The 25,135-nt window shown below is 36.6% G+C and carries 25 protein-coding genes; 23 read left to right on the top strand and 2 right to left on the bottom strand.

Going from position 1 to position 25,135, the window contains the following annotated elements; translation table 11 throughout:
• Window positions 1-228 precede the first annotated feature (228 nt).
• Entirely contained in the window at window positions 229-768 is a 540-nt protein-coding gene (locus tag M3627_RS17950; RefSeq protein ID WP_251556887.1) for an alpha/beta fold hydrolase, read from the top strand.
• A 239-nt stretch (window positions 769-1,007) separates the two neighbouring features.
• Here the strand turns inward: M3627_RS17950 and M3627_RS17955 are convergent, their stop codons facing one another.
• Both M3627_RS17955 and M3627_RS17960 read right to left on the bottom strand, forming a co-directional pair.
• Window positions 1,008-2,270 (bottom strand): ATP-binding protein, encoded by a 1,263-nt coding sequence (locus M3627_RS17955; protein ID WP_251556888.1) that lies wholly within the window; start codon window positions 2,268-2,270, stop codon window positions 1,008-1,010.
• Between the two features lie 73 nt (window positions 2,271-2,343).
• Window positions 2,344-2,727 carry a rhodanese-like domain-containing protein gene (locus tag M3627_RS17960; RefSeq protein WP_169358126.1) on the bottom strand — a complete coding sequence of 128 codons (384 nt, stop codon included), beginning with the start codon at window positions 2,725-2,727 and terminating at the stop codon, window positions 2,344-2,346.
• 103 nt (window positions 2,728-2,830) lie between these two features.
• Between M3627_RS17960 and M3627_RS17965 the strand changes: the two genes are divergently transcribed.
• The 22 genes from M3627_RS17965 to M3627_RS18070 all read left to right on the top strand — a co-directional run bounded on the left by M3627_RS17965 (window position 2,831) and on the right by M3627_RS18070 (window position 25,070).
• On the top strand, window positions 2,831-3,667 hold the full coding sequence (locus tag M3627_RS17965) for a lipoate--protein ligase family protein (RefSeq protein ID WP_251556889.1): 837 nt from the start codon (window positions 2,831-2,833) through the stop codon (window positions 3,665-3,667).
• Window positions 3,668-3,825: 158 nt separating this feature from the next.
• A complete protein-coding gene (locus M3627_RS17970; protein WP_251556890.1) occupies window positions 3,826-6,393 on the top strand; it encodes a vitamin B12-dependent ribonucleotide reductase in 2,568 nt (855 codons plus the stop codon).
• A gap of 390 nt (window positions 6,394-6,783) precedes the next feature.
• Window positions 6,784-7,206, top strand: coding sequence for a DNA helicase (locus M3627_RS17975; protein WP_169358129.1), 423 nt, complete (start codon window positions 6,784-6,786; stop codon window positions 7,204-7,206).
• 70 nt (window positions 7,207-7,276) lie between these two features.
• Window positions 7,277-8,341: a M24 family metallopeptidase gene (locus M3627_RS17980; protein ID WP_277347060.1), complete on the top strand. Its 1,065-nt coding sequence runs from the start codon at window positions 7,277-7,279 to the stop codon at window positions 8,339-8,341.
• Window positions 8,342-8,356: 15 nt separating this feature from the next.
• Entirely contained in the window at window positions 8,357-8,914 is a 558-nt protein-coding gene (efp, locus tag M3627_RS17985; RefSeq protein ID WP_169358130.1) for an elongation factor P, read from the top strand.
• 284 nt (window positions 8,915-9,198) lie between these two features.
• The gene (locus tag M3627_RS17990) at window positions 9,199-9,408 is read left to right on the top strand and encodes a SpoIIIAC/SpoIIIAD family protein (RefSeq protein ID WP_144536004.1); all 210 of its coding nucleotides are present in this window, start codon (window positions 9,199-9,201) and stop codon (window positions 9,406-9,408) included.
• Window positions 9,409-9,809: 401 nt separating this feature from the next.
• The gene (locus M3627_RS17995) at window positions 9,810-10,721 is read left to right on the top strand and encodes a stage III sporulation protein AE (protein WP_169358131.1); all 912 of its coding nucleotides are present in this window, start codon (window positions 9,810-9,812) and stop codon (window positions 10,719-10,721) included.
• A gap of 263 nt (window positions 10,722-10,984) precedes the next feature.
• Window positions 10,985-11,356 carry a hypothetical protein gene (locus M3627_RS18000; RefSeq protein ID WP_251556891.1) on the top strand — a complete coding sequence of 124 codons (372 nt, stop codon included), beginning with the start codon at window positions 10,985-10,987 and terminating at the stop codon, window positions 11,354-11,356.
• A gap of 1 nt (window position 11,357) precedes the next feature.
• The gene (locus M3627_RS18005; protein ID WP_169358133.1) at window positions 11,358-11,891 is read left to right on the top strand and encodes a SpoIIIAH-like family protein; all 534 of its coding nucleotides are present in this window, start codon (window positions 11,358-11,360) and stop codon (window positions 11,889-11,891) included.
• 638 nt (window positions 11,892-12,529) lie between these two features.
• Entirely contained in the window at window positions 12,530-13,039 is a 510-nt protein-coding gene (gene accB, locus M3627_RS18010) for an acetyl-CoA carboxylase biotin carboxyl carrier protein (RefSeq protein WP_251556893.1), read from the top strand.
• Window positions 13,040-13,070: 31 nt separating this feature from the next.
• The gene (gene accC, locus M3627_RS18015; protein WP_169358315.1) at window positions 13,071-14,423 is read left to right on the top strand and encodes an acetyl-CoA carboxylase biotin carboxylase subunit; all 1,353 of its coding nucleotides are present in this window, start codon (window positions 13,071-13,073) and stop codon (window positions 14,421-14,423) included.
• A gap of 14 nt (window positions 14,424-14,437) precedes the next feature.
• The gene (locus M3627_RS18020; protein WP_169358135.1) at window positions 14,438-14,833 is read left to right on the top strand and encodes an Asp23/Gls24 family envelope stress response protein; all 396 of its coding nucleotides are present in this window, start codon (window positions 14,438-14,440) and stop codon (window positions 14,831-14,833) included.
• A gap of 111 nt (window positions 14,834-14,944) precedes the next feature.
• Window positions 14,945-15,322, top strand: a complete 378-nt coding sequence (nusB, locus tag M3627_RS18025) for a transcription antitermination factor NusB (protein ID WP_169358136.1) — start codon at window positions 14,945-14,947, stop codon at window positions 15,320-15,322.
• 25 nt (window positions 15,323-15,347) lie between these two features.
• The gene (gene folD, locus M3627_RS18030; RefSeq protein ID WP_251556895.1) at window positions 15,348-16,202 is read left to right on the top strand and encodes a bifunctional methylenetetrahydrofolate dehydrogenase/methenyltetrahydrofolate cyclohydrolase FolD; all 855 of its coding nucleotides are present in this window, start codon (window positions 15,348-15,350) and stop codon (window positions 16,200-16,202) included.
• Between the two features lie 62 nt (window positions 16,203-16,264).
• Entirely contained in the window at window positions 16,265-17,614 is a 1,350-nt protein-coding gene (gene xseA / locus M3627_RS18035) for an exodeoxyribonuclease VII large subunit (RefSeq protein WP_251556897.1), read from the top strand.
• Between the two features lies 1 nt (window position 17,615).
• Complete coding sequence (xseB, locus tag M3627_RS18040; RefSeq protein ID WP_169358139.1) at window positions 17,616-17,837, top strand: exodeoxyribonuclease VII small subunit; 222 nt, start codon at window positions 17,616-17,618, stop codon at window positions 17,835-17,837.
• Window positions 17,827-18,711 carry a polyprenyl synthetase family protein gene (locus M3627_RS18045; protein ID WP_251556899.1) on the top strand — a complete coding sequence of 295 codons (885 nt, stop codon included), beginning with the start codon at window positions 17,827-17,829 and terminating at the stop codon, window positions 18,709-18,711. The genes xseB and M3627_RS18045 overlap by 11 nt, the downstream gene beginning before the upstream one ends.
• Window positions 18,712-18,800: 89 nt before the next feature.
• Window positions 18,801-20,696 (top strand): 1-deoxy-D-xylulose-5-phosphate synthase, encoded by a 1,896-nt coding sequence (gene dxs, locus M3627_RS18050; RefSeq protein ID WP_251556901.1) that lies wholly within the window; start codon window positions 18,801-18,803, stop codon window positions 20,694-20,696.
• Entirely contained in the window at window positions 20,693-21,511 is an 819-nt protein-coding gene (locus M3627_RS18055; protein ID WP_169358141.1) for a TlyA family RNA methyltransferase, read from the top strand. Before dxs ends, M3627_RS18055 begins: the two co-directional genes overlap by 4 nt.
• 98 nt (window positions 21,512-21,609) lie before the next feature.
• Window positions 21,610-22,059 carry a transcriptional regulator AhrC/ArgR gene (gene ahrC, locus M3627_RS18060; RefSeq protein ID WP_169358142.1) on the top strand — a complete coding sequence of 150 codons (450 nt, stop codon included), beginning with the start codon at window positions 21,610-21,612 and terminating at the stop codon, window positions 22,057-22,059.
• A gap of 255 nt (window positions 22,060-22,314) precedes the next feature.
• Entirely contained in the window at window positions 22,315-24,018 is a 1,704-nt protein-coding gene (gene recN / locus M3627_RS18065; RefSeq protein ID WP_169358143.1) for a DNA repair protein RecN, read from the top strand.
• 95 nt (window positions 24,019-24,113) lie between these two features.
• The gene (locus M3627_RS18070) at window positions 24,114-25,070 is read left to right on the top strand and encodes a SpoIVB peptidase S55 domain-containing protein (protein WP_169358144.1); all 957 of its coding nucleotides are present in this window, start codon (window positions 24,114-24,116) and stop codon (window positions 25,068-25,070) included.
• The last annotated feature ends 65 nt before the right edge of the window (window positions 25,071-25,135 follow it).

Here is a 25,135-nt window from a genome sequence, read left to right on the forward strand (position 1 = left end):
CTTAACGAATGAGAGCAAGAATAAGGCAATGAAAAAGGGTATTTTCTGTTCAGTTTGAACAAAAAGTACCCTTTTTTAATTTTCAAAAACAAAATTATTATAAAAACGTAAGTTTTTCAGTGCCCTCCATGGTCGTAGTAGGGAGACTTATTTTGTCTCTATTAAAGATTGCGCATTTCAGCTTATACACTTACTTGAGGAAAAAAAGAAGATAAAAAGATAATAGTCGTGGGATTTTCACTTGGTGCTCAAATTGCTATTCAGATGCTTAGTCAGTCTCTCGATTTAATCGATTATGCAATGATTAACAGTGCTCTCGTAAGAAAAGTACCATTTGGAAAGGAAATGGTTAAACCTACTATAAAGTTAACATATCCTTTGATAAAATATAGATTCTTTTCCAAGCTACAAGCTAAACAATTGTATATTGGTCCAAACCTTTTTGAAAAGTACTTTAAAGATAGCAATCGAATGTCTTTAGATACATTAACAATGGTTCTAGAAGAGAATATGTCTTTTCAAGTACCAGATTCCTATGCTGACGTAAAAGCAGACCTTTTAATAACAGTAGGCGAGAAAGAAAGAAAAGTGATGAAAAGCTCAGCAATTGACCTTTTAAGCAAACAAGACAGAGCTCAGGGAATTACGATCACTGGTATTGGTCATGGTATTCCAATAGCTGCTCCAGATTTTTTTAATGATATATTAGAAAACTGGTTAGAAGGTGCAGGACTACTTCTGAACACTAAAGTAATTCCGAAATGCTGAACTAATAATAGAACTTCTTTAACCAGAAATTACGTAGTCTTGTAAGAAGAATGCTGTTAGCATGCTTTTTTGCATCCCAACTACTATTCAGAATTCTTATGAACGCAAAATTCTTCTAATATATAGAAGAAACTCAATATTTATTGAAGTTAAAATTTAATTGTCGTATGCTTTTTACCTTAAATGTTATCTAAAAAAATATAACACTCCCTTTTTATTGTGGGGAGTGTTTTACTTTTTTAAAAACCAATAGAATGATTGTCTTCTTCCCAGTCATTTTTTATGGTTCGTTTATTTTGTTTAATCAGCTCGTCGATCCGTGTTTCGTATTCCAGCTTGCCATCATAATGCCAGTTAAGTGCAATGGACATGTACAGCTCGTTTAGTTGAGAAATGGATAAGCCTTTTGATCGTTTAGCTATATCTACTAAGACGTGGTCAAGAAGAATCTTCTTTATATCAAGCTTACGTAAATAATTTTCTCTCACTTGTTGGGGTGGTGAAGGAATCTCATATGCACGATCGAATCTTCCGGCACGGTTAATTAATGCTGGATCAATCTTCTGTGGGTAGTTAGTTGTTCCAATGATAAATAGACCCTCTCTAGATTGTGTTCCGTCTAATGTGTTTAAAAAGACAGATCTTGTATACTCGGGCATTGAGTCAATATCCTCAATCACCAGAATAGCTGGGGCTAATCTAGAAACAATTCCAAAAACCTCTTGGATGGAGTGACTTCCTGTGAACTCAGTGATTTGCCAATAGACGACAGGAGCTTTCGTAGAGCCGGTAATCGATTTTACTAGTGTCGTTTTCCCGTTTCCAGGGGAACCATATAGTAATATACCTCTTTTATAAGGAAGACCATATTCCTTAAAAAACAAACCGTCCTCTTTAAAAAATTCATCGATGGATCGAAAAATATCTTGTTTGATTTTATTCTCTAGTAGAACCTCTTCTCGAGGAACGACTGCTTGCTCACTATATTTTCTTCGCTGAACCCCTTGCTCCGTGTCAACTAAATAGGTGACTGACTGCATTAGAAGCTCGCGAAGCTTTTCATTGATCTCCTCTAAAAAGAAAAGGGCGGCTTGAGGGGAGGTGGAAAAGAAAAAGTAATCCGGCCAAGAGTTACCTTGAGAATAGTTAAATGCCATAGTTACTGCCACCTGATAATCCGGAAACATTATGAGTGTATTCTCAAATGTACTAACCATTCCCAGTTGATTTTCCATAGAAAGTAGGGATTTGCTTGTTATTTTACTTAAAGGCTTAGCTTCGTAAATATTTGCTAAAATTTTATAAGGAATCAATTGATGCTCCATCATTTCAATTAAATTAGTATCTAACTGATTAAATTGATTGTCAATGTTGACTAATTGCCAGCTGCCTGCCTGTTCTTCATTTAAAACATTAGTGATTCGCCTTGTCAGAATAGCGAAATCCTCATAACTTGGATGAATCTCCCGAAATTGTTCTTCGTGGGAAAATATTACTTTCATAGTAGTTCATGCCCCCTTAGTGTAAGCTCTAAACAAAAAAGGTTCCTCTTGTTAAGAAGAACCTTATGTTATACTATTTAGATTTGATTTTGCCGGTCCAGCCCTTAAAGCCGCCTTGTAACTGGTTAAGTTGGGTATGCCCTTTTTTCTTTAAGAACATAGCTGCACGTCCACTTCTTGCACCATTTTGACAATACAGATATACTGGTTTGTCTGGGCGAATTTCTTTGTGGCGTTGTCTTAACTGGGAGGAAGGAATATTTCTTGCTCCAAGGATATGGCCACCATCAAATTCTTTAGGCTCGCGTACATCGATTAATTGAGCTTTACGATAGCCCTCGATGAATTGCTCCTGCGTAAGGTTTGTAACTGTTTTCTTTAGTCGGTATGCTGAAATTCCTGCATAAACTAATAATACGACCAATATTGCTATAATAATATAAAGAGTCTCTAACACGGTCTTTCCCCTTTCTATACTTCCATTATCTATTATAAAAGATTTGCTAGATACAATTCAATCATTTTGGTAAAATGAATAGCGTTGTTAGGGGGGAGAAAGTTTGAAAAAGACAAAATGGTATTTTATTGATTCAGGTCCGTGCGCCCCGTCCTATAATATGGCGCTTGACGAGGCCCTTTTAGATTGGCATAGTGAAGGGTTGATTCCACCAGTGATTCGATTCTATGAATGGAATCCAGCAACTCTATCGATTGGTTATTTTCAATCGGTAGAAAAAGAGATAGATATGGAAGCAGTTAGAAGACTCGGTTTAGGATTTGTCCGCAGACCGACGGGAGGACGAGGAGTTCTTCATGAGCATGAACTTACATATAGCGTGATTGTTTCGGAAAACTATCCTGATATGCCAGCAACAGTGACTGAAGCTTATCGAGTGATCAGTGAAGGGCTATTAAAGGGATTTCAAAGTCTGGGATTAGAGGCATATTTTTCTATTCCTAATACTCCAGATAAACTGCAAGCCTTAAAAAGTCCGAAAACTGCTGTTTGCTTTGACACACCAAGCTGGTATGAGCTCGTAGTAGAAGGCAGGAAAGTAGCTGGAAGTGCTCAAACTAGACAAAAAGGTGTTATACTTCAGCATGGTGCAATTCTTTTAGACTTAGATGATGAAAAACTTGTGCAAACCTTTAAATTTTCTTCCGATGAAGTCCGGGAAAAAGTGAAAAATAGTATTAATCAAAAAGCTGTTGCTATAAACAAATTATTACAAAAATCGATACCAATAGACATATGTAAGGATGCTTTTAAAAAGGGATTTTCTGAAGCCTTAAACATTGAATTGGTACCATTTCATTTAAATAATGAACAAAATGAATACGTGAAAATGCTGGAAAGACGGCGTTATGATAATGACGCCTGGAATTTTAAAAAATAAAAGTATGAAAGACATATGGAGAATATGAGGTATAGGAATTAATACTTAAAAATTAATTTGAACAACTAAATTGCTTTACACCTCTATATGTAGTGCCGTATGATAAATGAAACTACTACATCTTGTGTCAATACGAGTTGTAGAAAGGAGGAAAAGAATTGGTAACTACTACAAATGAATCTCAAATAAAATTAAATGTAAAAGAATTAAATCACGATATCGAATTATTTCCTCAAGTACATCCAATAACAGAAGATATGAATCTAACACACAAAGGTGTGTCACGTTTGGTGATGATTGATCGATATTCATTCAAGGATACCGAAAAGAAAACACTAAAAGTAGGGGATTTTGTCGTTTTAACGGTGAAAGAAGACCCTAAATTTCCTGCACGAGGTCTTGGTTATATTGTTTCCATTAACCAGGAAGATAAAACGGCAGAAGTTTTGATCGAAGAAGATTATCGTAGTGCAATCGATGATAGTACTAAAGTTAAATCAGGAATTGTACGCCGTCCTTTAAGTGTTATTGAAAAACCTTTGGAGGTTTTCTATGAGCAAATTGCTAAGCGAAATGCGACTGGACTTGCTTCTGTTGAAGTGACAGAAGAAAAAAGAACAGAATGGTTCGAAAAGTTCTATCAGCAATTAGTATCACTAAAATTTATCCCTGCTGGACGAGTTCTATATGGAGCAGGTACAGGTACAGATGTAACTTACTTTAATTGTTACGTTATGCCTTTTGTTGCTGACTCACGTGAAGGCATCAGTGATCATCGAAAACAAGTGATGGAGATCATGAGTCGTGGCGGTGGAGTTGGAACAAACGGATCTACATTACGTCCTCGTAATACTTTAGCTCGAGGAGTTAATGGTAAGTCTTCAGGGTCTGTTTCTTGGTTAGATGACATTGCTAAACTGACACACCTAGTGGAACAAGGCGGTTCAAGACGCGGTGCGCAAATGATTATGCTTGCAGATTGGCATCCGGACATCGCAGAGTTTATCATTTCTAAAATGCAAAACCCACGTATCCTTCGCTTCTTGATTGAGAACACAAGTGATGAAACAATCAAACAACTTGCAAAGGACAAGCTTAAGTTTAAGCCGCTAACTGCACAAGAAGAAGCAATGTATCAAGGAATTGTAAACTATCAACACATCCCTGGCTTAGGTGGTTTTAGCGATGAAATCATACGCGACGCTCAAACGAAACTAAGAGATGGCGGAACTTTTTCTGTTCACAATCCGGAGTTTTTAACAGGAGCGAATATTTCTGTAACTTTAACTGAGGATTTCATGAAAGCTGTAGAAAAAGATGAAGACTTCGCTCTTCGCTTCCCTGCAACAGAAACTTATACAGAAGAAGAGATGGCTTTTTATAACGAAAATTGGCACAAAATTGGTGATGTTCGTGAGTGGGAGCGTATGGGCTACAAGGTTCGTACCTATCGCACAGTGAAAGCGAAAGAATTGTGGAACTTAATCAATATTTGTGCAACTTATTCTGCTGAGCCAGGCGTATTCTTTATCGATAATGCTAACGAAAAAACAAATGCAACTGCATATGGTCAAAAGGTTGTTGCAACAAATCCATGTGGAGAGCAGCCACTTGCTCCGTATTCCGTTTGTAACCTTGCAGCAGTCAACCTAGCTCAGTTTGCTAACAAAGATACAAAAACAGTTGATTTTGAAGCATTAAAAGAAACTGTTCGTGTGGGAGTTCGTATGCAAGATAACGTAATCGATGCTACGCCTTATTTCTTAGAGGAAAATAAAGTTCAAGCACTTGGTGAAAGACGTGTAGGTCTAGGTGTCATGGGATTAGCTGACCTTTTAATCTATTGCCAAAAAGAATACGGCTCTGAGGAAGGAAATCTTCTTGTTGATGAAATCTTCAAGACGATTGCAATAGCTGCTTACGAAACATCTGCAGACCTAGCAAACGAAAGAGGTAGCTTCCCGTTCTTGACTGGAGAAACAGAAGAGGAAACGAACAGACTTCGTAAGGCATTTACGGAAACTGGATTTATGCAAACAATGCCACAGGAGATTCGTGAAGCAGTACTTGAAAAAGGTATTCGCAATTCTCACTTATTAACTGTTGCACCTACTGGATCCACGGGTACTATGGTTGGAGTTTCTACTGGTTTAGAACCTTATTATTCATTTACGTATTACCGTAGTGGTCGTTTAGGTAAATTCATCGAGGTAAAAGCGGATATTGTACAAGAATACTTAGATGCAAATCCAGATACTAAAGAAGATGAATTACCTAATTGGTTTGTTACTGCAATGGAATTGCCACCAGAAGCCCATGCAGACGTACAATGTATTATTCAACGTTGGATTGATAGCTCTATTTCGAAGACTGTAAATGCTCCTAGAGGATATACAGTAGAACAAGTAGAAGGTGTTTACGAACGTCTATATAATGGTGGAGCAAAAGGCGGAACAGTATATGTAGATGGAAGCCGTGACTCGCAAGTTCTTACGCTTAAGGCGGAAGAAAACACTGTAAATGATGATACGGTGAAGGAAGAAAAAGTGATGGAAAAACGTCCAATAGTATTGATTGATACGATTCAAGATATACGTTCTACTAACGTTACAATCGGTTCAGAGGTTGGTAATACCTGTCCTGTCTGCCGTAAAGGAACTGTAGAGGAAATGGGCGGATGCAACACTTGTACAAATTGTAATGCCCAGTTGAAATGTGGACTGTAAATTTTATAGAGAGCATTTGATATGGATTTGAATTAAGATTGTACAATTTCAAATAAAATTACACCCCTTTGGATTATTTTATCCAAAGGGGTTTTAATATTTCAAAAAAACCTAAATAATTGGAAACCGGAAGATAGCATATAGAGGGCAGTTCATTGAGTATATTATCCACATCTTAGGCTTTCTTAACCAGCGACACTATATTTCTTATAACAAATCTCCGAGATGTTTTTTTTGGACGAGAGCCTTCTACCCGTTTCTTTTTTTTCAATCGATGACGCGCTTTCATGACGTTTAATTTTATGTAACCTCTTTTGAAGAAATGTTCTAGCTATTTGTTTAGTAAAACAAGAAAAGGTACAAACTGTCTTTAAAAGGAGGAGAGCAGAAATGAAAAGCTTATCGGTATTGACCAGTTTGGCGGCGGCTATTGGAATTACTGCGTTACTTAAATTTTTACACTTATTCAGTTTTGTTAAATGGAATCCAGTAGGTTTTTCAAAATCCTTTGAGATGTTTGAAGATACGAATGTATACTTACGCTGGCTGGTTTTATTTCTAGTTATTTGGGTTATTAGTATAGTGATTTATTATATAAGTCTTTTAACTTCTAAAGTACCCGTTGCTATATCTAGCCTTATTTTTGGGATACTTCTCGCATTTGTTGTAGAGTGGTTAATTAGCGATGCTGGAACAATGCTTAAAACGATGAAGAAACTGTCCATACCATTTATTTGTATTGTAGTTATTGGAATGCGTTTTCTAATGGAGTCAGCTATTTTTCATTCAAAGGATCAGCCCATCGCAAAATGAAAATTTACCACCCCTCTTTACTATGATAAAATAGACTATAGTGTTTATTTTGAAAATGGGGAGAGGGAAATTGATGAAATTAGAAAAGCTGCGTTTAGCATTAGAAGAAAGAGGCGTTGACGCATTATTGATAACAAATGATTACAGCCGTCGATATATCACCGGATTCACTGGGACAGCGGGTGTAGCAATAGTTTCCAAAAATGATGCAGTTTTTATTACAGACTTCAGATATACAGAACAAGCTGCTAGTCAAATAAAGGATTTCCGTATAGTTCAACATGCTAAAACGTTGATCGAGGAAATTTCCCACCAAGTAAACGAAATGGGTATTAAATCACTTGGGTTTGAAAAAGATGACGTAACATACGGTGTATATGAATTATACAAGCAAGCTGTTTCAGCAGATTTAGTACCTCTATCAGGTGTAGTAGAAAAAATTCGCTTGATAAAGACGGACGAAGAGATTAGTATAATAAAGGCAGCTTGTCGTATTGCAGATGAGGCATATGAGCATATCGTGACTTACATAAAACCCGGCATGACAGAACTTCAAGTCTCGAACGAACTAGAATTCTTTATGCGTAAACGTGGCGCTACCTCCTCCTCTTTTGATACAATAGTAGCTTCAGGTACGCGTTCTGCATTGCCGCATGGTGTAGCAACAGATAAAGTAATTGAAGTTGGCGATTTTGTAACATTAGATTTCGGAGCACTTTACAACGGGTATATTTCTGATACGACTCGTACACTTGCAGTAGGAGAGCCGAGTGAAAAACTAAAAGAAATTTATCAAGTAGTTTTAGATGCTCAATTATTAGCTCTTGAAAAGGTTCAACCAGGAATGACAGGTAAAGAAGCGGATGCTATTGCACGAGACTATATTGCGTCAAAAGGATATGGTGAGGCATTTGGTCATTCACTTGGTCATGGTATTGGTCTTGAGGTACATGAAGGACCTGGTTTATCCTTCCGATCAGACATTGTTTTAGAACCAGGAATGGTTATAACAATTGAACCGGGAATTTATCTACCGAACATCGGTGGGGTGCGTATAGAGGATGACGCACTAGTTACGGAGAATGGATTAGAGAAGTTAACACATTCGACGAAAGAGCTACTTATATTATCGTAATTTGGAGGGAAATAAATGATTTCAGTAAATGATTTTAAAACAGGTTTAACAATTTTAGTAGATGGCGTTCTTTACCGTGTTCTTGATTTTCAACACGTAAAGCCTGGTAAAGGAGCAGCGTTTGTTCGTTCAAAACTTAGAAACTTACGTAACGGCTCTGTGAACGAAAAAACATTCCGTGCTGGTGAAAAAGTAGAAAAAGCACAAATTGATAACAAAAAAATGCAATATCTTTATGCAAGTGGAGATCAACATGTATTCATGGATACGGATTCATACGAGCAATTAGAGCTTAATGAAAACCAAATCGAATATGAGTTGAAATTCCTACGTGAAAACATGGAATTACAAGTAATTCAATACCAAGGAGAAACACTTGGAGTAGAATTACCTAAATCGGTAGAGCTAGAAGTTATTGAAACGGAGCCAGGAATCAAAGGAGATACTTCTGGTGGTGGATCTAAAACTGCTAAATTAGAAACTGGTTTAGTTGTAACAGTACCTCTATTTATTAATGTTGGTGACAAACTAATTATTAATACAGATGAAGGTTCATACGTTTCAAGAGCTTAAGAGACTTTTTAAAAGACATCAAGAGGGGAAACCTCTTGATGTCTTTTTTTTATGGGCATACAAGGAAAAATCGAAAATGACAGGAGATCGAATTCTGCAATCCTAAATAACTAGAGTAATCATTAACCAGAAAAAAATGTGTTGAAACTCACTAAACACCTCCGTTTAATGATTTAGATCAGTCTAGTGAAAATAGCCGGTCAAGGACTTGTAAATTTCAAACAGTATGTTCATATTCTCCACCTGTCCAACATATAGTACGTAATAGGGAAGGGGGAGGCATTGTGGAACTTCACGATGTACTTCGAGTTGCGGGTATAGGCTTATTGATAGCAATTCTTCACTTATTTTTTGAATCGACTGGAAAAAAAGAGTTTGCATTCTTCTTGTTTTTTGTGGGTTATATTTACATGACTATTGAGTTACTACGTTTGCTTAGGCTGTTCTTTTATGAAATTTCCTCATTTTTAGAATGGCTTGTTATGACGAGTTAACAAATGATTGTCTATATTACTATCATTGTTGCATTTTGCTTGTTGCAGTTAGTTAAAGAAACCTACCCCAAATTTCATTCCCTAATTTATACTATTTATATTTTCCTTTTTTTAACTTACCTCTCCACTTCGGTCATTATTCCTTTTATAAACCAGTATATTTCAAACGTACCGGTCGCCATTCTACCTATTGTGAAATTGCTATTATTTTCAGTAATCCTTTTATTTATCTCACAAATAATAGAAGAGCTGCTTGAAGACTATGAATATACTAGTTTGGCCTCACTAATAACAATTACGACCAAGGCAATATTACTTGTTGTATGGATTCAGCATATGGAACCATTTTATCAAAAATTTTTTTCATTTATGGGACTACTCTCTTGAAGGAATGAGCAGTAATGGAAGAATTAATTGCAACAATCTTGCAACCCGCGAAAGAAGTACTGCAAACGTTTGTTTATATTCTCCTGTTCGGTTTTGTATTTATGTGTTTAGAATGGCTTATTCCCAGTAGCAAGCGATTATTTAAGTTATTGTTTATTCTTATTATTTGTTTTTATTGCTTAGAGCCAGCTTTTCGCTCAGTAAAGATGATTCAAGTAGTAACAGGTGAACTCGTTAATGTGTTTATAGGAGTATATCCAGTATTAACTGCTGGAATAGCACTGTCGGGTGGCGCTTTTCTTATTACTTTATGGAATCCAGTTGTAATGCTCTTTGCCTCTTTTACTAGTATTGTGGCAGACAAGATTATGATTCCAGCCTTATTGTCAGCCTTTATATTTGATCTTATGACTAGAATTCAACCTTCTATATCTTTTTCTCGAATGTCTGACCTAATACGAATGACTTTAGTTGGGGCTACCTCGATTATTCTCGTATTATATAGTCTGTTTATAACCGTAAACGGTGTAGTAACCTGGTCAGTAAGTGGTGCTGTAAACGAAACTGTAAAGAGATTAATCTCCAATAATATTCCCTTTGTCGGTTCCTTGCTTACAGAGAGTATTAGTACGATGAAAAGCTACTCATCTACTGCTGCTGCTGTCACTGGGAATTCTGTTTTGATATCAATTCTAGTTCTTATTTCTATTCCAACTATTCAAACGATCCTGATTGCTTTTCTCTACCGATTTCTAAGTGCTATTCTTGAGCCTTTTGTAGATGGACAAATTAGTGGACTATTAGACGATATTGGAAAAACGCTATTTGTACTTTCTATCATTTCCGTATTAATAGCCTTTGCCTTTTTCTTTACAGTGATATTAATCATGCTTTTCGCCAAATTATTGATAGGTGTGAAGGGATAATGTTTAACTTCTCTACATTGCTATATGGGATTTTAATGATTGTCATAATCGGAGAGATTCTATCTATTCTAATTGAGCATTTGGACAAGGAGAAGACGGGCTTTCTTATAAAACTTTCTATAATCTCATGGATTATCTCCTTTTTCTTCATATAAATAGATTGTCCTGCATAAAGTATGTTATCCAATATGAAAAGAAGGGTGAACACTATCTCATTAAAAAAAAAACCCACTTTTCGTTTTGTAGTAATAAGTTTAGCGGTTTTGGTTATTAGTCTCTTATTTTCAGAGATTTTCGGACTGACGGATGATGTAAATAAAAACACTAGCCCACCAGAGGTTCACACAAAAGATGAGCTTTCCGCTATATTGGAAAAAATCCATGGGGTTGGAAAAGTATCTATTTACTTTCATTACGCAGAACGAGCTGAAAATAAAACGGAAAGTGATTTATCATTTTTCCAATGGACAAGTGACAGCAAGATGGAAAAAGAAGAACTGATTGGAATACTGGTAGTTGCGGAAGGAGCGAGCGATAAACGTATAAAAAACAATCTTATTAAAACCCTTTCATCTGTATTGCAAATATCTCCACATCGAATAGTAATAGAAGAAATGGAATTGGAGGATAAATGATATGAACATTAAAAAAAGATCCGTATGGTTTTTAACTTTACTAAGCTTAGTGGCAGTAGTGACGGTGTATTATGCAACAGAAAAGCCATCCCCTTTTGATGGAATAGCCCTATTTTCTAATGACTCAGTTGATGATGTGAAATTGGTAGAAACATCTTCAACGAATGAAGAATCGTTTGTTTCTCACAGTAATCAATATGAAGAATTACGTATGGAAGTGCAGGAAAAACGTTCACAGTTACATGAGCAATTAGAATCTAAGGTCGCTTCAAATGATTTCTCTCCAGAAGAAAAAAATGAAGCATACAACGAAATTGAACAATTAGTAAAGATAAACTCTACAGAAGCGATGTTGGAGCTAATTATAAAATCATTAGGATATGACGATGCACTTGTTCGTATTGACCAAAACAAAGTGCTGATCGATGTAGTTTCAAATGAACAATCTTCAAAAAAGGCTGATGCTATTATATACGCAGTTAAGCGAGAATACCCTCAAGCATACAATGTTGAAGTGAAATTTGACGGACTATAACAAAAGTGCCTTTAAAGGGCACTTTTTCTTTTGTTTTCAATTAGTTATAACGCGGAATTGTTGTATGTGAATAGTACTTTTTTAATGCAAAGAAATCCTAAATCAGAGAGTAGAATTGATTTTTCGCCCCAACCGGACGCTTTCCGCGGGGGGAGCGATAAGCCACCACCCATCGCTGACGCGCGTGGTTGTGATGTCTTATCTGTCTCCCTCCTCCAGCGGAGTCGCCGGCAGGCGCTGCAATCAATAAATGGGAACAGCTTTAGCATCGATAAAGTGCTAATTGATTTACTCGCATAAACAAAGCTGAAAAAACTGTAACTAACTTAAATTTCATCATCTATTTATGTTCTAAATAGCCACTGAATATTCTTTTTTTATGTTTACAGTCACAATAAAAATAATTGTTAGTCAAAATCAAACATTCACTTTAACAAAGCTTATTTTGAAATAAAATGATAAAAAAGTGGAACATTTTACTATCTTAAAGCTACTGCATAAAATACAATTATTGGATTATATAAGATTTTTATTCCCTAAAAGTTAAGAACATTTGCACGTTTCTATTTTCAATTACCTTAAAAACGACTAAAATGAATAAGGAAGTATTAAAATGCAACTAAAAGGAGATGGGATAATTGAAAATCCAAGAAATCAGAGAAATTATTAAACTGATCGATCAATCTACACTAGATGAATTTTCATACGAAACAGAGGGTACAAAAATTAAAATTAAAAGAGGGGATAAAAACTCTCATAAATCTACTGTTCAAACGATAGAAAGCTCTTCGGTTGGAGAACTTCCTAAAGTACAAGAAGTTCAGACACCAGCTGTACAGGAATCTCCAAAAGCAGCGGCTGTAGAAAGCTCTGTAACAAAACAAGCTCCAGTTGAAGAGGGAAATAGCTCTTTACATAAAATTACTTCTCCAATGGTTGGGACATTCTATCAATCTTCATCACCAGATTCTCCTGCATACGTTGAGGTCGGCAGCAAGGTTACTGCAGATTCAATTGTTTGTATAGTAGAAGCGATGAAACTATTCAATGAAATTGAAGCAGAAGTAACTGGAGAAATCGTTGAAATTCTAGTTAAAGACGGTCAATTAGTAGAATACGGTCAACCTCTATTCTTAGTTAAAGCTTAAAAATATGAATTAAATAAGGAAAGGGGTAAGCATCATGAAAAAAGTGTTAATTGCCAATCGTGGTGAAATAGCTGTTCGTATTATTAGAGCATGCAAGGAGCTAAATATTGAAACTGTTGCTGTATATTCTGAAGCGGATCGAGAGGCTTTACATGTGCAACTGGCAGATGAAGCTTATTGTATAGGGCCTAGATTATCGAAAGATTCCTATTTAAACTTTTCAAATATTATCAGCGTTGCCAAGCTAACGGGCTGTGAAGGGATACATCCTGGCTATGGTTTTCTAGCGGAAAATGCTGAATTCGCTGAGCTATGTGAGGAATGTGATATTAAGTTTATCGGTCCTACATCACAGGCGATCAAAAGCATGGGTATAAAGGATGTAGCAAAGGAAACTATGCAAAAAGCTGGAGTTCCTACAGTTCCTGGTTCAAAGGGTATCGTTAAAACGGAAGAGGATGCACTTAAGGTAGCAAATGAAATAGGATATCCGGTTATCATCAAAGCAACTGCTGGCGGTGGTGGTAAAGGTATCCGCGTAGCAAAAGACGAAGCTGATTTAATCAAAGGGATAAAAGTTACCCAAAAAGAAGCTGCTGCAGCATTTGGTAATCCTGGCGTTTATCTCGAAAAATATATTGAAGTATTTCGTCATGTAGAAATTCAAGTATTAGCTGACTCTCATGGTAATGCAGTACATTTGGGTGAAAGAGATTGCTCCATCCAAAGACGTATGCAAAAGCTAGTGGAAGAAGCTCCATCACCAGCTTTATCAGAAGCTATGCGTGCCGAAATGGGCGCTGCGGCAGTAAAGGCAGCACTAGCAGTTGGCTATGAAAGTGCTGGAACAGTAGAATTTATTTTTGATCATATTAACCAAAAGTTCTACTTTATGGAGATGAATACTCGTATTCAAGTTGAGCATCCAGTGACAGAGATGATTACTGGTATTGACTTAATTAAACAAATGTTAAAAGTTGCAGCCGGAGAAAAATTGCCATTTGAGCAAAAAGATATTAAACTTAATGGATGGGCAATAGAATGTCGTATTAATGCGGAAAACCCAGATAAAAACTTCATGCCTTCTCCGGGACTTGTTGAATTCTATTTACCACCAGGCGGACTTGGAGTTCGAGTAGATTCAGCAGTATATCCTGGTTATACAATTCCTCCATTTTATGATTCTATGGTGGCTAAACTTATTACTTTTGGTGAGACAAGAGAAGAGGCGATTGCTAAGATGAAACGTGCACTTAGTGAATTCGCCATTGAAGGTGTCGATACCACTATTGGCTTCCATGAAAAGCTCATGAATCATGAGGTATTTGTCTCTGGAGATTTCGATACTAAGTTTTTAGAGAGATACGATGTGATGAATTCATAAAAGGAGTGATCCATATGACAGAAACAACCGAACAAAAATTTGTTCAAATGACTCCTGATGGCAAAGAAAACCTAGGGACAATTGAAATTGCTCCAGAGGTTATAACGGTAATTGCTGGAATTGCTACAACTGAAGTAGAAGGTATCGCGGGTACACGTGGTAACTTTGCAGCAGGCGTAGTAGAGCGCTTAGGAAAAAAAGTGCATGGTAAGGGCATAAAGACTGAAATCACAAATGACGGTCTGTATATTGATGTATATTGCCTTGTGAAATACGGTATATCCGTTCCTAATGTAGCAAGAGAAGTGCAGTCTCAAATTCGCCAGGCTATTGAAAATATGACTAGCTTAGTTCCAACCGAAGTAAACGTTCATATTACAGGCGTACAATTTGAAACGGTTGAATCATGAGAAAAGAGCTCCAGTTGGGGCTCTTTTTCTTATTTTCTACTTTCTAATAAGCACTCTACAAAAAAATATGATATTATGGGTAAGATAGCTACATTTAAAGGAGAACTAATAATGAAACGTAGACAAGCAAGAGAGCTAGCATTACAAGCACTATTTCAGCTAGACAATCATGAGATAACAATACAAGAAGCGATAGGGCATGTTACAGAAGAAAATGACCCTTTTTTAACTGATTTAGTGAAAGGGACAATTGAGCATAAAGATGAAATTGATACCTCTTTGACAGACAAGCTAGAAAACTGGTCTCTTTCCAGATTACCTAAAATCGAAAGAACAGTTCTGCGAATCGCAGTTTATGAACTACTATATGCAAACGAAGCACCAGCAAAAGTAGTTATAAATGAAGCATTGGAAATATGTAAAATCTATGGCGATGAAAAATCTAGCCGATTTGTAAATGGAGTTTTATCTAAATATACAGATCAATAAATTTCGACATTAAGGGGCGTTTATAGTGGCAGATAATCTTATTAATGGGAAAGAAATAGCTGGAAAAGTAACTGAAAAAGTGAAAGAACGTGTGGAACATCTAAAATCAAAGGGTATTACCCCAGGATTAGCGGTTGTATTAGTTGGAAGTGATCCAGCTTCTCAAACCTATGTGAATAGTAAAACACGAACGTGCGAAAGACTCGGTATGTATTCTGTTATGATAGAACTAGAAGAAAATATATCCGAAGAAGAACTATTAACTCACGTTAACAAGCTAAACGACGATGATAAGATACACGGTATTCTAGTTCAATTACCACTACCAAAGCAAATAAATGAGGATAGAGTAATTGCAGCTATATCTCCATTAAAAGATGTAGATGGTTTTCATCCAGTAAATGTCGGTAAGATGCTCATTGGGCAACCTACTTTCTTATCCTGTACGCCCTTTGGTGTAATGAAACTTTTAGAATATAGCGATATAGCATTAGAAGGGAAACACGCTGTAGTTATTGGGAGAAGTAACATCGTTGGCAAACCAATGGGTCAGCTCCTTTTACAAAAGAACGCTACAGTAACCTACTGCCACTCGAAAACAAAAGACTTACATAGCTTTACAAAACAAGCAGATATTTTAGTAGTAGCAACTGGTCAGCCGAAAATGATCAATGCTAGTCACTTAAAAGAAGGTGCGGTTGTAATAGATGTTGGGATTCACCGTAATGAAGACAATAAACTATGCGGCGATGTAGACTTTGCTTCTGCTAAAGAAATTGCTTCTAAAATCACCCCTGTTCCTGGTGGTGTAGGTCCAATGACTATTGCAATGTTAATGGAAAATACATGCCTTGCAGCAGAGAATACACTAGATAAATAAGCTGAAAGCTGTTCTACAAGAGAACAGCTTTTACCTTGTCAACAGTCTTGGGAGTTGATTGGATGTCTCAAACATATTTAACTGTAAAAGCCTTAACTAAATACATAAAAAGAAAATTTGATGCGGATACTCATTTGCGAGATGTTTACGTAAAAGGAGAACTTTCAAATGTAAAGGTTCACTCTAGTGGTCACATTTATTTCACTTTAAAAGACGAATCTGCTCGTCTGACCTCAGTTATGTTTGCTATGAACGCTCGTAGCCTTAAATTCAGACCTGAGAGTGGTATGAATGTGCTAGTTCGAGGGGACATTAATGTATTTGAGGCAGCAGGACAATATCAGTTGTATGCCTCTTCTATACAGCCAGATGGTATTGGTGAGCTTTTTTTAGCCTTCGAACAGCTAAAGAAAAAGCTAGAACAAGAAGGACTTTTTCATCCAAATAGGAAAAAACGACTACCTGCATTTCCTAAAAAAATTGGAGTCGTCACATCGAAGACAGGTGCAGCGATTCGAGATATTTTGACTACGCTCGAAAGACGTTACCCAATTAGTGAGGTTATCGTTTTCCCTAGTATCGTTCAAGGCCCTCAAGCAGCCCCTTCTATCGTAAAATCCATTAAACAAGCTAATACCCTAGGAAGTATTGATGTATTAATCGTTGGTAGAGGTGGAGGATCCATAGAGGACTTATGGGCATTTAACGAGGAAATTGTTGCTCGGGCAATAGCAGAAAGCAGTGTTCCTATCATTAGTGCGGTGGGACATGAAACAGATACAACTATTGCTGACTTTGTATCTGATTTAAGGGCACCAACACCGACAGCAGCTGCAGAAATGGCTGTCCCAAGCAAAGAAAATCTTATGAAGAACATTCTATCTTATCAGTCTGCAAGTCTTCACTTTATTACTAAAAGACTGACGGATGAAAAAAACAGATACGATAGAGCAATCACATCACCAGTCATGGCAACTCCTGAAAAATTATATCGTCCCTTTATAGAGAGATATATTCGAACGGAACAGCAACTAAATCGAGAGGTTAATCGATTATTTGGTGACAAAGTGCGCAACTTTTCTCAGTTAGACAATCGGTTTAAACAGCTTTCACCGCAAAGATTAATTACATTACAATCTAAACAATTGGTAACTAGTACAAATCAACTGAACCAAGTAATGATTGCGGCTTTTGAAAAAAATCGTCAACAATTTATTGGGTCGTTAAGAACCTTGGAGGCTCTAAATCCTCTAAAAATCATGGATCGCGGCTATAGCATTACTTATAAGGATGGACAAGTAATCAAGTCGATAGATGAAGTTCAAAAAGGTGAAACAATCGCTGTCACTTTACCTGATGGTCAAATAGATGCCATAGTTCAACAAGCAGTGAGTAAAGAGGGGGTAAAATAACATGGCAAAAAAAGAGATTCCATTTGATGAAGCAATGCTCCAATTAGAACAAATTGTTCGTCAGCTAGAGCAAGGGGATGTCCCACTTGAAAATGCAATCGAGCTCTACCAAAAAGGGATGGAGCTATCAAAACTTTGCAGTGATAAATTACAAAGCGCTGAAAAACAATTAGTTTCCTTTATGGGGGAAAATAAAGAAGAGGTAGGGCAAAATGATGAGTAACTTACAAACATTTATTGAAACCAACCTTCCACATATTGAACTCCAGCTCGAGTCAATTATAAATGACATTACAGCTCCACATGAATTAAAAGAAGCTATGCTTTACTCTCTTAAAGCAGGCGGTAAGAGAATTAGACCGTTATACACTCTTGCTGTGTTGCAAGAACTTGGAGTGGAAAATGTAGAAGCTATAAAAGTTGCCAGTACTATAGAGATGATTCATACCTATTCTTTAATACATGATGACTTACCTAGCATGGACAATGATGATTTACGCAGAGGTAAGCCTACTAACCATAAGGTTTTTGGTGAAGCTTTAGCAATTCTTGCAGGGGATGCCTTAGTAACACTAGCATTCGGCATTATAGCTAGACTCAAAGACTTGGAGCCGAGCCAAAAAGTTCGCTTGATTGATGAATTAAGTATGGCATCAGGAGCGGAAGGTATGGTAGGCGGTCAAGTTTTAGATATGCTTGGAGAAGGTAAGAGACTTTCTTTAGAAGAGTTAGAAGAGGTACATCTGAACAAAACTGGAGCATTATTATCTTATAGTATTTTAGCTGGCGGAATAATTGCCAATGCAAACGAAGATATTATGAAAGCTCTCCATCAATATTCCATCCATATTGGACTAGCTTTTCAAATTCAAGATGATATTTTAGACGTTGAAGGTACTTCTGAGCAATTAGGTAAAACTGCTGGAAAAGATATTTTGAGTGAAAAAAATACTTATCCTTCTATTTTAACTTTGGCTGGTGCTAAGGAACAATTACAGAAGCAGTATAATTTGGCCATTGAGGCGTTACATCCTGTAACACTAAACAAGGGACTTTTAGTAGAATTAGCCGACTACATAACAAAAAGATCAAAATAAATAGCGTATAATTTTGTTTTATAAGCAAATATTGATATGATTATACCTAGCTTTATTAAAGGAAATCTAAAAGAAGGTGAGTGATGGCAATGGATTTAACTTCAATTTCTAGTCCATCCTTTTTAAAACGTTTAGACAATGAACAATTAAAGGACTTAAGTGAAGATATTCGATCGTTTTTAATAGAAAAGTTATCAGTTACAGGTGGACATATTGGACCTAACTTAGGTGTAGTTGAATTAACTGTGGCACTGCATAAAGCTTTTAATAGCCCAGATGATAAATTTCTTTGGGATGTTGGACACCAGGCATACGTTCACAAAATCTTAACTGGCCGTGCAGATCAATTCGATACGCTACGCCAATTTAAAGGACTATGTGGATTTCCTAAAATGATTGAAAGCGAGCACGATGTATGGGAGGCAGGGCATAGCTCTACTTCTCTTTCTGCCGCAATGGGAATGGCAAAAGCTCGTGATATTCAAAAGAAGAAAAACTTTGTGATACCTATTATTGGTGATGGGGCTCTCACAGGTGGTATGGCTCTTGAAGCATTGAATCATATCGGTCATGAAAAAACAGACATGATTGTCATTCTAAACGATAATGAGATGTCGATTGCTCCAAACGTAGGAGCATTGCATAATGTATTGGGTAAATTACGTACTCATGGAACGTATAACAAGGCTAAGGATGAAATTGAATCCTTGCTGAAAAAAATTCCAGCTGTTGGCGGTAAACTAGCAGGTACTGCAGAACGCTTAAAAGATTCGTTAAAGTATCTACTAGTTTCTGGAGCATTTTTTGAAGAACTAGGCTTCACTTACCTTGGACCAATTGATGGGCATAGCTTTGAAGACCTAGAAGAAAACTTGAAAAATGCGAAAAAAATGAAGGGCCCAGTCCTTATTCATGTGATTACGAAAAAAGGAAAAGGCTTCAAACCGGCTGAACAAGATAAAATAGGTACTTGGCATGGTACAGGTCCTTATAAAATGGAGACTGGTGACTTTGTGAAGTCTGCCTCTAAAGCACCTTCTTGGAGTGCACTAGTAGCCGAAACTGCAAGAAAATTAGCTCGTGAAGATAATCGTATTGTAGCAATTACTCCAGCTATGCCGGTTGGTTCTAAATTGGAAGGGTTTGCATCAGAATTCCCAGATCGAATGTTCGATGTAGGGATAGCAGAGCAGCACGCCACTACAATGGCAGCTGGAATGGCAGCTGAAGGGATGAAACCGTTATTAGTCATCTATTCTACATTCCTTCAACGAGCATATGATCAAGTTTTACACGATATTTGCCGTCAAAAGTTAAATGTCGTAATTGGTATTGACCGTTCAGGTCTAGTAGGAGCAGATGGAGAAACGCATCAAGGCGTATTTGACATTTCCTTCCTTCGACATATGCCTAATATGGTCATCATGATGCCAAAGGATGAAAATGAAGGACAACATATGGTAAAAACTGCGTTTGACTATTCTGATGGCCCAATTGCCCTTCGCTACCCTCGTGGTAATGGACTTGGCGTCCCAATGGACGAAGAGCTAACTCCTATTCCAATCGGGTCTTGGGAAGTACTAAAAGAAGGTAGTCAAGCCGTGATTCTAACATTTGGAACTACTATTCCAATGGCATTAAAGGCAGCAGACGAGCTAAGTAAATTAAATATCTCTGTAGAAGTAGTAAATGCTCGTTTTATCAAACCACTTGATGAAGCAATGCTCAAAGATATTCACTCGCGTAATATGCCTATTATTACAGTTGAAGAAAGCGCCTTGCAAGGTGGATTTGGAAGTGCTGTATTGGAATATTATAACGAACAAAATTTACAAGCTAATGTTAAAAGAATTGGTATTCCTGATATGTTTATTGAACATGGAGATGTTAATCAATTGCTCGAAGAAATTAATATTACAAGCGATAGCATAATCGATTTAGTAAAATCTACTTTAAAAGAAAGCCCAAGGTATATCTCCTCATGAGTAAGATACCAAAAGAGAGGGTAGATATACTCTTAGTAGAACAAGGGTTGTTTGAAACGAGAGAAAAAGCTAAACGTGCTATTATGGCTGGGCTTATCTACAAGAATGAAGAAAGAATAGATAAGCCGGGAGAAAAAATAGAGGTCTCTTCTGTATTAACGGTAAAGGGACAGGTTTTAAAATATGTAAGCCGTGGTGGTTTAAAGCTAGAAAAAGCAATCGAACAGTTTGATCTAGAGATTAAGGATAAAATTATGTTAGATATTGGTTCTTCTACTGGTGGATTCACAGACTGTGGACTTCAAAATGGAGTGACACATGCTTACGCATTAGATGTAGGTAGTAATCAATTGGCTTGGAAAATCAGGCAGGACCCACGAGTATCGGTAATGGAAAAAACAAATTTCCGTTATTCTACGCCTGCTGATTTCCAAGAGGGCTTACCGTCGTTTGCTTCTATCGATGTTTCTTTTATATCCCTTAAGCTTATCTTCCCAACTTTAAAGACAATCATCGTTCCAAACGGAGATGTGATTGCTTTAGTTAAGCCACAGTTTGAAGCTGGAAAAGAGCGAGTTGGTAAAAAGGGTGTAGTGAGAGATAAGGCAGTGCATATAGATGTGCTCAACGATATAGCAAATTTTGCCGAAAGCCAAGGCTTCCAATTGAAAAATGTTTCTTATTCACCTATTACTGGTGGTGAAGGTAATATAGAATTTCTATTCCATTTAGTTAGTGTAAATCCTGAAGAAGTTCTCCCTCATACATTCGACTTTGAAAAGCTTGTCAATGAGGCACATAATTTATTAAAATAATTCGCGACTCCCCAAGAGTCGCGTTTTTTCTTGTTACTTTTGCAATGTAATGCTAAGGTATAATTAAAACAGTATATTTATACAGCAAGGAGCTCATTATGAATAAAGGACAACGGCATATTCGTATTAGGGATATAATAGCGAATTATGAAATTGAAACACAGGATGATTTAGTCGATCATTTAAAAAATGCTGGGGTTAACGTTACTCAGGCTACGGTATCCAGAGATATAAAGGAACTACATTTAGTAAAGGTGCCCTTACCAAATGGTAACTATAAGTACAGTTTGCCTGCAGACCAACGATTTAATCCTATGCAAAAGCTGCATAGAGCATTAACAGATGCCTTTGTTAGTATCGATGGAGCAAGTCATTTTTTAGTTATGAAAACTTTACCAGGTAATGCTCATGCTATTGGCTCGCTGATTGATTATTTGGATTGGGAAGAGATATTGGGGACTATTTGTGGTGACGACACGTGCTTAATCATTTGTAGAACAGAAGAAGATAGTCAAACTTTAAAAAATCGTTTACTGGAAATGCTGTAATATCCAATGGCTTCATGTGTAATTCTGTAATTCCGGTTATTTTGTCAAAAATGAACAGCTATCAAAAGTGTAATCATTGATCAGCACGGCCGCTTTCCGTGGCGTAAGAAGTCTTAAGAGCGTAGGTGTGATGTCTTACTAGTCATGGATTCGAGGTCTGCGTGCTACCATCTTAAAGGGTGTTAAATCTAAATGTGTATACAAATGAAATGAAATACCTAAAACGATACAGATTTTTTAAACAGAGGTGATATTTTGTTAAAAGAACTTTCCATTAAAAACTTTGCTATTATAGACGAGCTATCAGTTGGCTTCGACGAAGGACTAACTGTATTAACTGGTGAGACTGGTGCTGGTAAATCCATTATTATAGATGCAGTTCATTTACTCTGTGGAGGTAGAGGCTCACAGGAATTTATTCGACATGGAGCACGGAAAGCTGAACTGGAAGGATTATTCATCATAACAGATCCACAACATAGTGTTTTTAAGAAAATGTTTGACGTTGGTATAGATGTCGACGACGAAACTATTATTCTCCGTAGAGATTTAAATGATTCTGGAAAAAGTGTCTGTAGAGTTAATGGAAAATTAGTTACTATAGGCATTCTAAGAGAGATTGGTGCTAGTTTAATAGATATTCATGGCCAACATGAAAGCCAAGAACTTATGGACGACAAAGCTCATATTCATTTACTAGACCAGTTTGCTGGCGAAGACTTAAAGGTAGTAAAAGAAAATTATAAAGAATTGTTCCATAAATATAAAAAATGGAAAAAAGAACTTGCGACATTAACGGAAAACGAACAACAAATAGCGCACAAAATAGATTTGTACACTTTTCAAGTAGAGGAAATAGCAGAAGCACAGTTGAAAAGTGGAGAAGAGGAATTGCTCCAAAATGAAAAAAAGAAATTATTAAACTTTCATAAGGTGTTCGACAAGATGAGTAATTCCTATGAAGCTATTTTAGGAGAATCTAAAGGATTAGATTATATAGGAACTGCAATGTCTGATTTAATGGATATTGCCGATGTGGATGATAATATGAAGGAGTTAAGCGAAAGCGTATCTTCTGCTTTTTATATATTACAGGATGCCGCCCACCAGCTTAAAAATGAGCTGGATGAGATGGAATATGATAGCAATCAGCTGCTTGAGGTGGAAGAGAGACTTGCAACTATTCAAACGTTAAAGAGAAAATATGGCTCATCCATTGAAGAAATTTTAGAATACAAAGATCAAATTCAGCATAGCCTAAGCCAATTAGTCAATCGAGATGAACAGATTCAAAAAATGGGTGAAAAAATCAAGCAAATTGAAATTGATCTCCAGCTAGAAGCAAATGAACTGACCGTAAAACGTAAAATTGCTGCTGAAAAGTTAAGTAAAGCAATTATGGAGCAGCTTAAAGAGTTATATATGGAAAAAGCTACTTTTTCAGTTATGTTTCACGAGCAGTCTAACCAAACGTATAATGAAGATGGCTTAGATGACTTGTCATTTTACATTTCTACAAATGTGGGAGAGCCATTAAAAGCATTAACGAAAATAGCGTCCGGAGGAGAACTTTCTCGTATGATGTTGGCCCTAAAAAGCATTTTTTCAAAACATCAAGGGATTACTTCCATCATTTTCGATGAAGTAGATACAGGAGTTAGCGGACGTGTTGCTCAGGCCATAGCGGAGAAAATAGCTGGCATTGCTACGAATTCTCAGGTTTTGTGCATTTCTCATCTTTCTCAGGTTGCAGCAATGGCAGATCAGCATTTGTTAATCCGAAAAGAAGTGACTGGAAACAGAACATATACATTATTGGAGGAAATAACAGACAATAAACGAGCTGAGGAATTGAGCCGAATGATGTCAGGTACCGAAATAACTACGACCACATTAAAACACTCCAAAGAATTATTAAAAATTGCAAATGAACGTAAAAAAATATTAAGAAACTCCTGAAGACCTGTAACTTTTGGGTCTTCTTTTTTTATCAATTATTTACCTCACATAGAGTTCACAGCAAAGGACATAGTAAGATGTATGGGAGGTGAAATATGAAAAAAAGCTATCGAATTTGGTCGCTTTTGCCAATACTTTTCTTTACTTTGTTCTTTCTAAGCACCACTGCATTCGCTTCAAAAATAACAGTTGTTCCACTTGGGCAATCTATTCAGATCGACCTCCAGTATGGATCTGTGTTTCTTAATCACGATGTGTTGTTAGAAGATGACTATTGGCTAAAATCTGGTGATGCAATTCATCAAATAAATGACCAAACGGTATCTAACATTGATGATTTAAAAAGGCAATTAAAAAATAAGAAACAAATTATTATCCAGTATGAGCGAGATAAAAAAATGTATACGAAAGATATTACGCCAGATCAAATGATGAAATTATTCCCTTTCTTGCGAGATGCAACTGAAGGAATAGGAACGCTCACTTATTATGACCCAGAAACAAATGAATTTGGTGCACTTGGGCATCAAATAGTAGACCATTCTTCTGGCGTTACTCCAAAATTTTCAGAAGGCTCTATTTATTTGTCTTCCATTCAACAAATCAAAAAAAGTATTCCAGGAAAACCTGGGTATAAGATTACTTCGCATGAAAACAACACTCCACCTATAGGGGGAGTAAATGAAAATAATGTTTATGGGGTTTTTGGCAAGCTAGAAAACAAAGCATTAGCAAATATACCGATGCAACAAATGTCAGTTGCAGAAAAAGAAGAAATAACGACAGGTAAAGCAATTATGCGAACATCAATCGATGGTGAGAAAGTGCAGGACTTTACAATAAATATCTCATCTGTGGAAGGACATCTATTTCAGTTTACGGTAACTGATTCCCAGCTCATTAAAAGGACTGGTGGTATTCTTCAAGGCATGAGTGGAAGCCCAATTCTTCAAGCTGACAAAATAATTGGAGTTGTTACTCATATGTACGTGGATAAACCAAAAAACGGGGCTGCTTTAGCTATAACAGAGATGATGAAGAAAAATCCATGATTTTATGAAGGCTACATCCATTTGGGTGTAGCCTTTTGTAATTGCTTAGCAAATTATAAAATAAA

Source organism: Psychrobacillus sp. MER TA 171 (assembly GCF_023713305.1).
Classification (GTDB): domain Bacteria; phylum Bacillota; class Bacilli; order Bacillales_A; family Planococcaceae; genus Psychrobacillus.

Coding starts and splice junctions, on each gene's coding strand:
- M3627_RS18055 (WP_169358141.1), top strand. CDS start 20,693: ATGAGTAAGATACCAAAAGAGAGGGTAGATATACTCTTAGTAGAACAA.
- dxs (WP_251556901.1), top strand. CDS start 18,801: ATGGATTTAACTTCAATTTCTAGTCCATCCTTTTTAAAACGTTTAGAC.
- M3627_RS18070 (WP_169358144.1), top strand. CDS start 24,114: ATGAAAAAAAGCTATCGAATTTGGTCGCTTTTGCCAATACTTTTCTTT.
- nusB (WP_169358136.1), top strand. CDS start 14,945: ATGAAACGTAGACAAGCAAGAGAGCTAGCATTACAAGCACTATTTCAG.
- xseA (WP_251556897.1), top strand. CDS start 16,265: ATGTCTCAAACATATTTAACTGTAAAAGCCTTAACTAAATACATAAAA.
- xseB (WP_169358139.1), top strand. CDS start 17,616: ATGGCAAAAAAAGAGATTCCATTTGATGAAGCAATGCTCCAATTAGAA.
- M3627_RS18045 (WP_251556899.1), top strand. CDS start 17,827: ATGATGAGTAACTTACAAACATTTATTGAAACCAACCTTCCACATATT.
- M3627_RS18020 (WP_169358135.1), top strand. CDS start 14,438: ATGACAGAAACAACCGAACAAAAATTTGTTCAAATGACTCCTGATGGC.
- efp (WP_169358130.1), top strand. CDS start 8,357: ATGATTTCAGTAAATGATTTTAAAACAGGTTTAACAATTTTAGTAGAT.
- M3627_RS17955 (WP_251556888.1), bottom strand. CDS start 2,270: ATGAAAGTAATATTTTCCCACGAAGAACAATTTCGGGAGATTCATCCA.
- ahrC (WP_169358142.1), top strand. CDS start 21,610: ATGAATAAAGGACAACGGCATATTCGTATTAGGGATATAATAGCGAAT.
- M3627_RS17995 (WP_169358131.1), top strand. CDS start 9,810: ATGGAAGAATTAATTGCAACAATCTTGCAACCCGCGAAAGAAGTACTG.
- M3627_RS17975 (WP_169358129.1), top strand. CDS start 6,784: ATGAAAAGCTTATCGGTATTGACCAGTTTGGCGGCGGCTATTGGAATT.
- M3627_RS18005 (WP_169358133.1), top strand. CDS start 11,358: ATGAACATTAAAAAAAGATCCGTATGGTTTTTAACTTTACTAAGCTTA.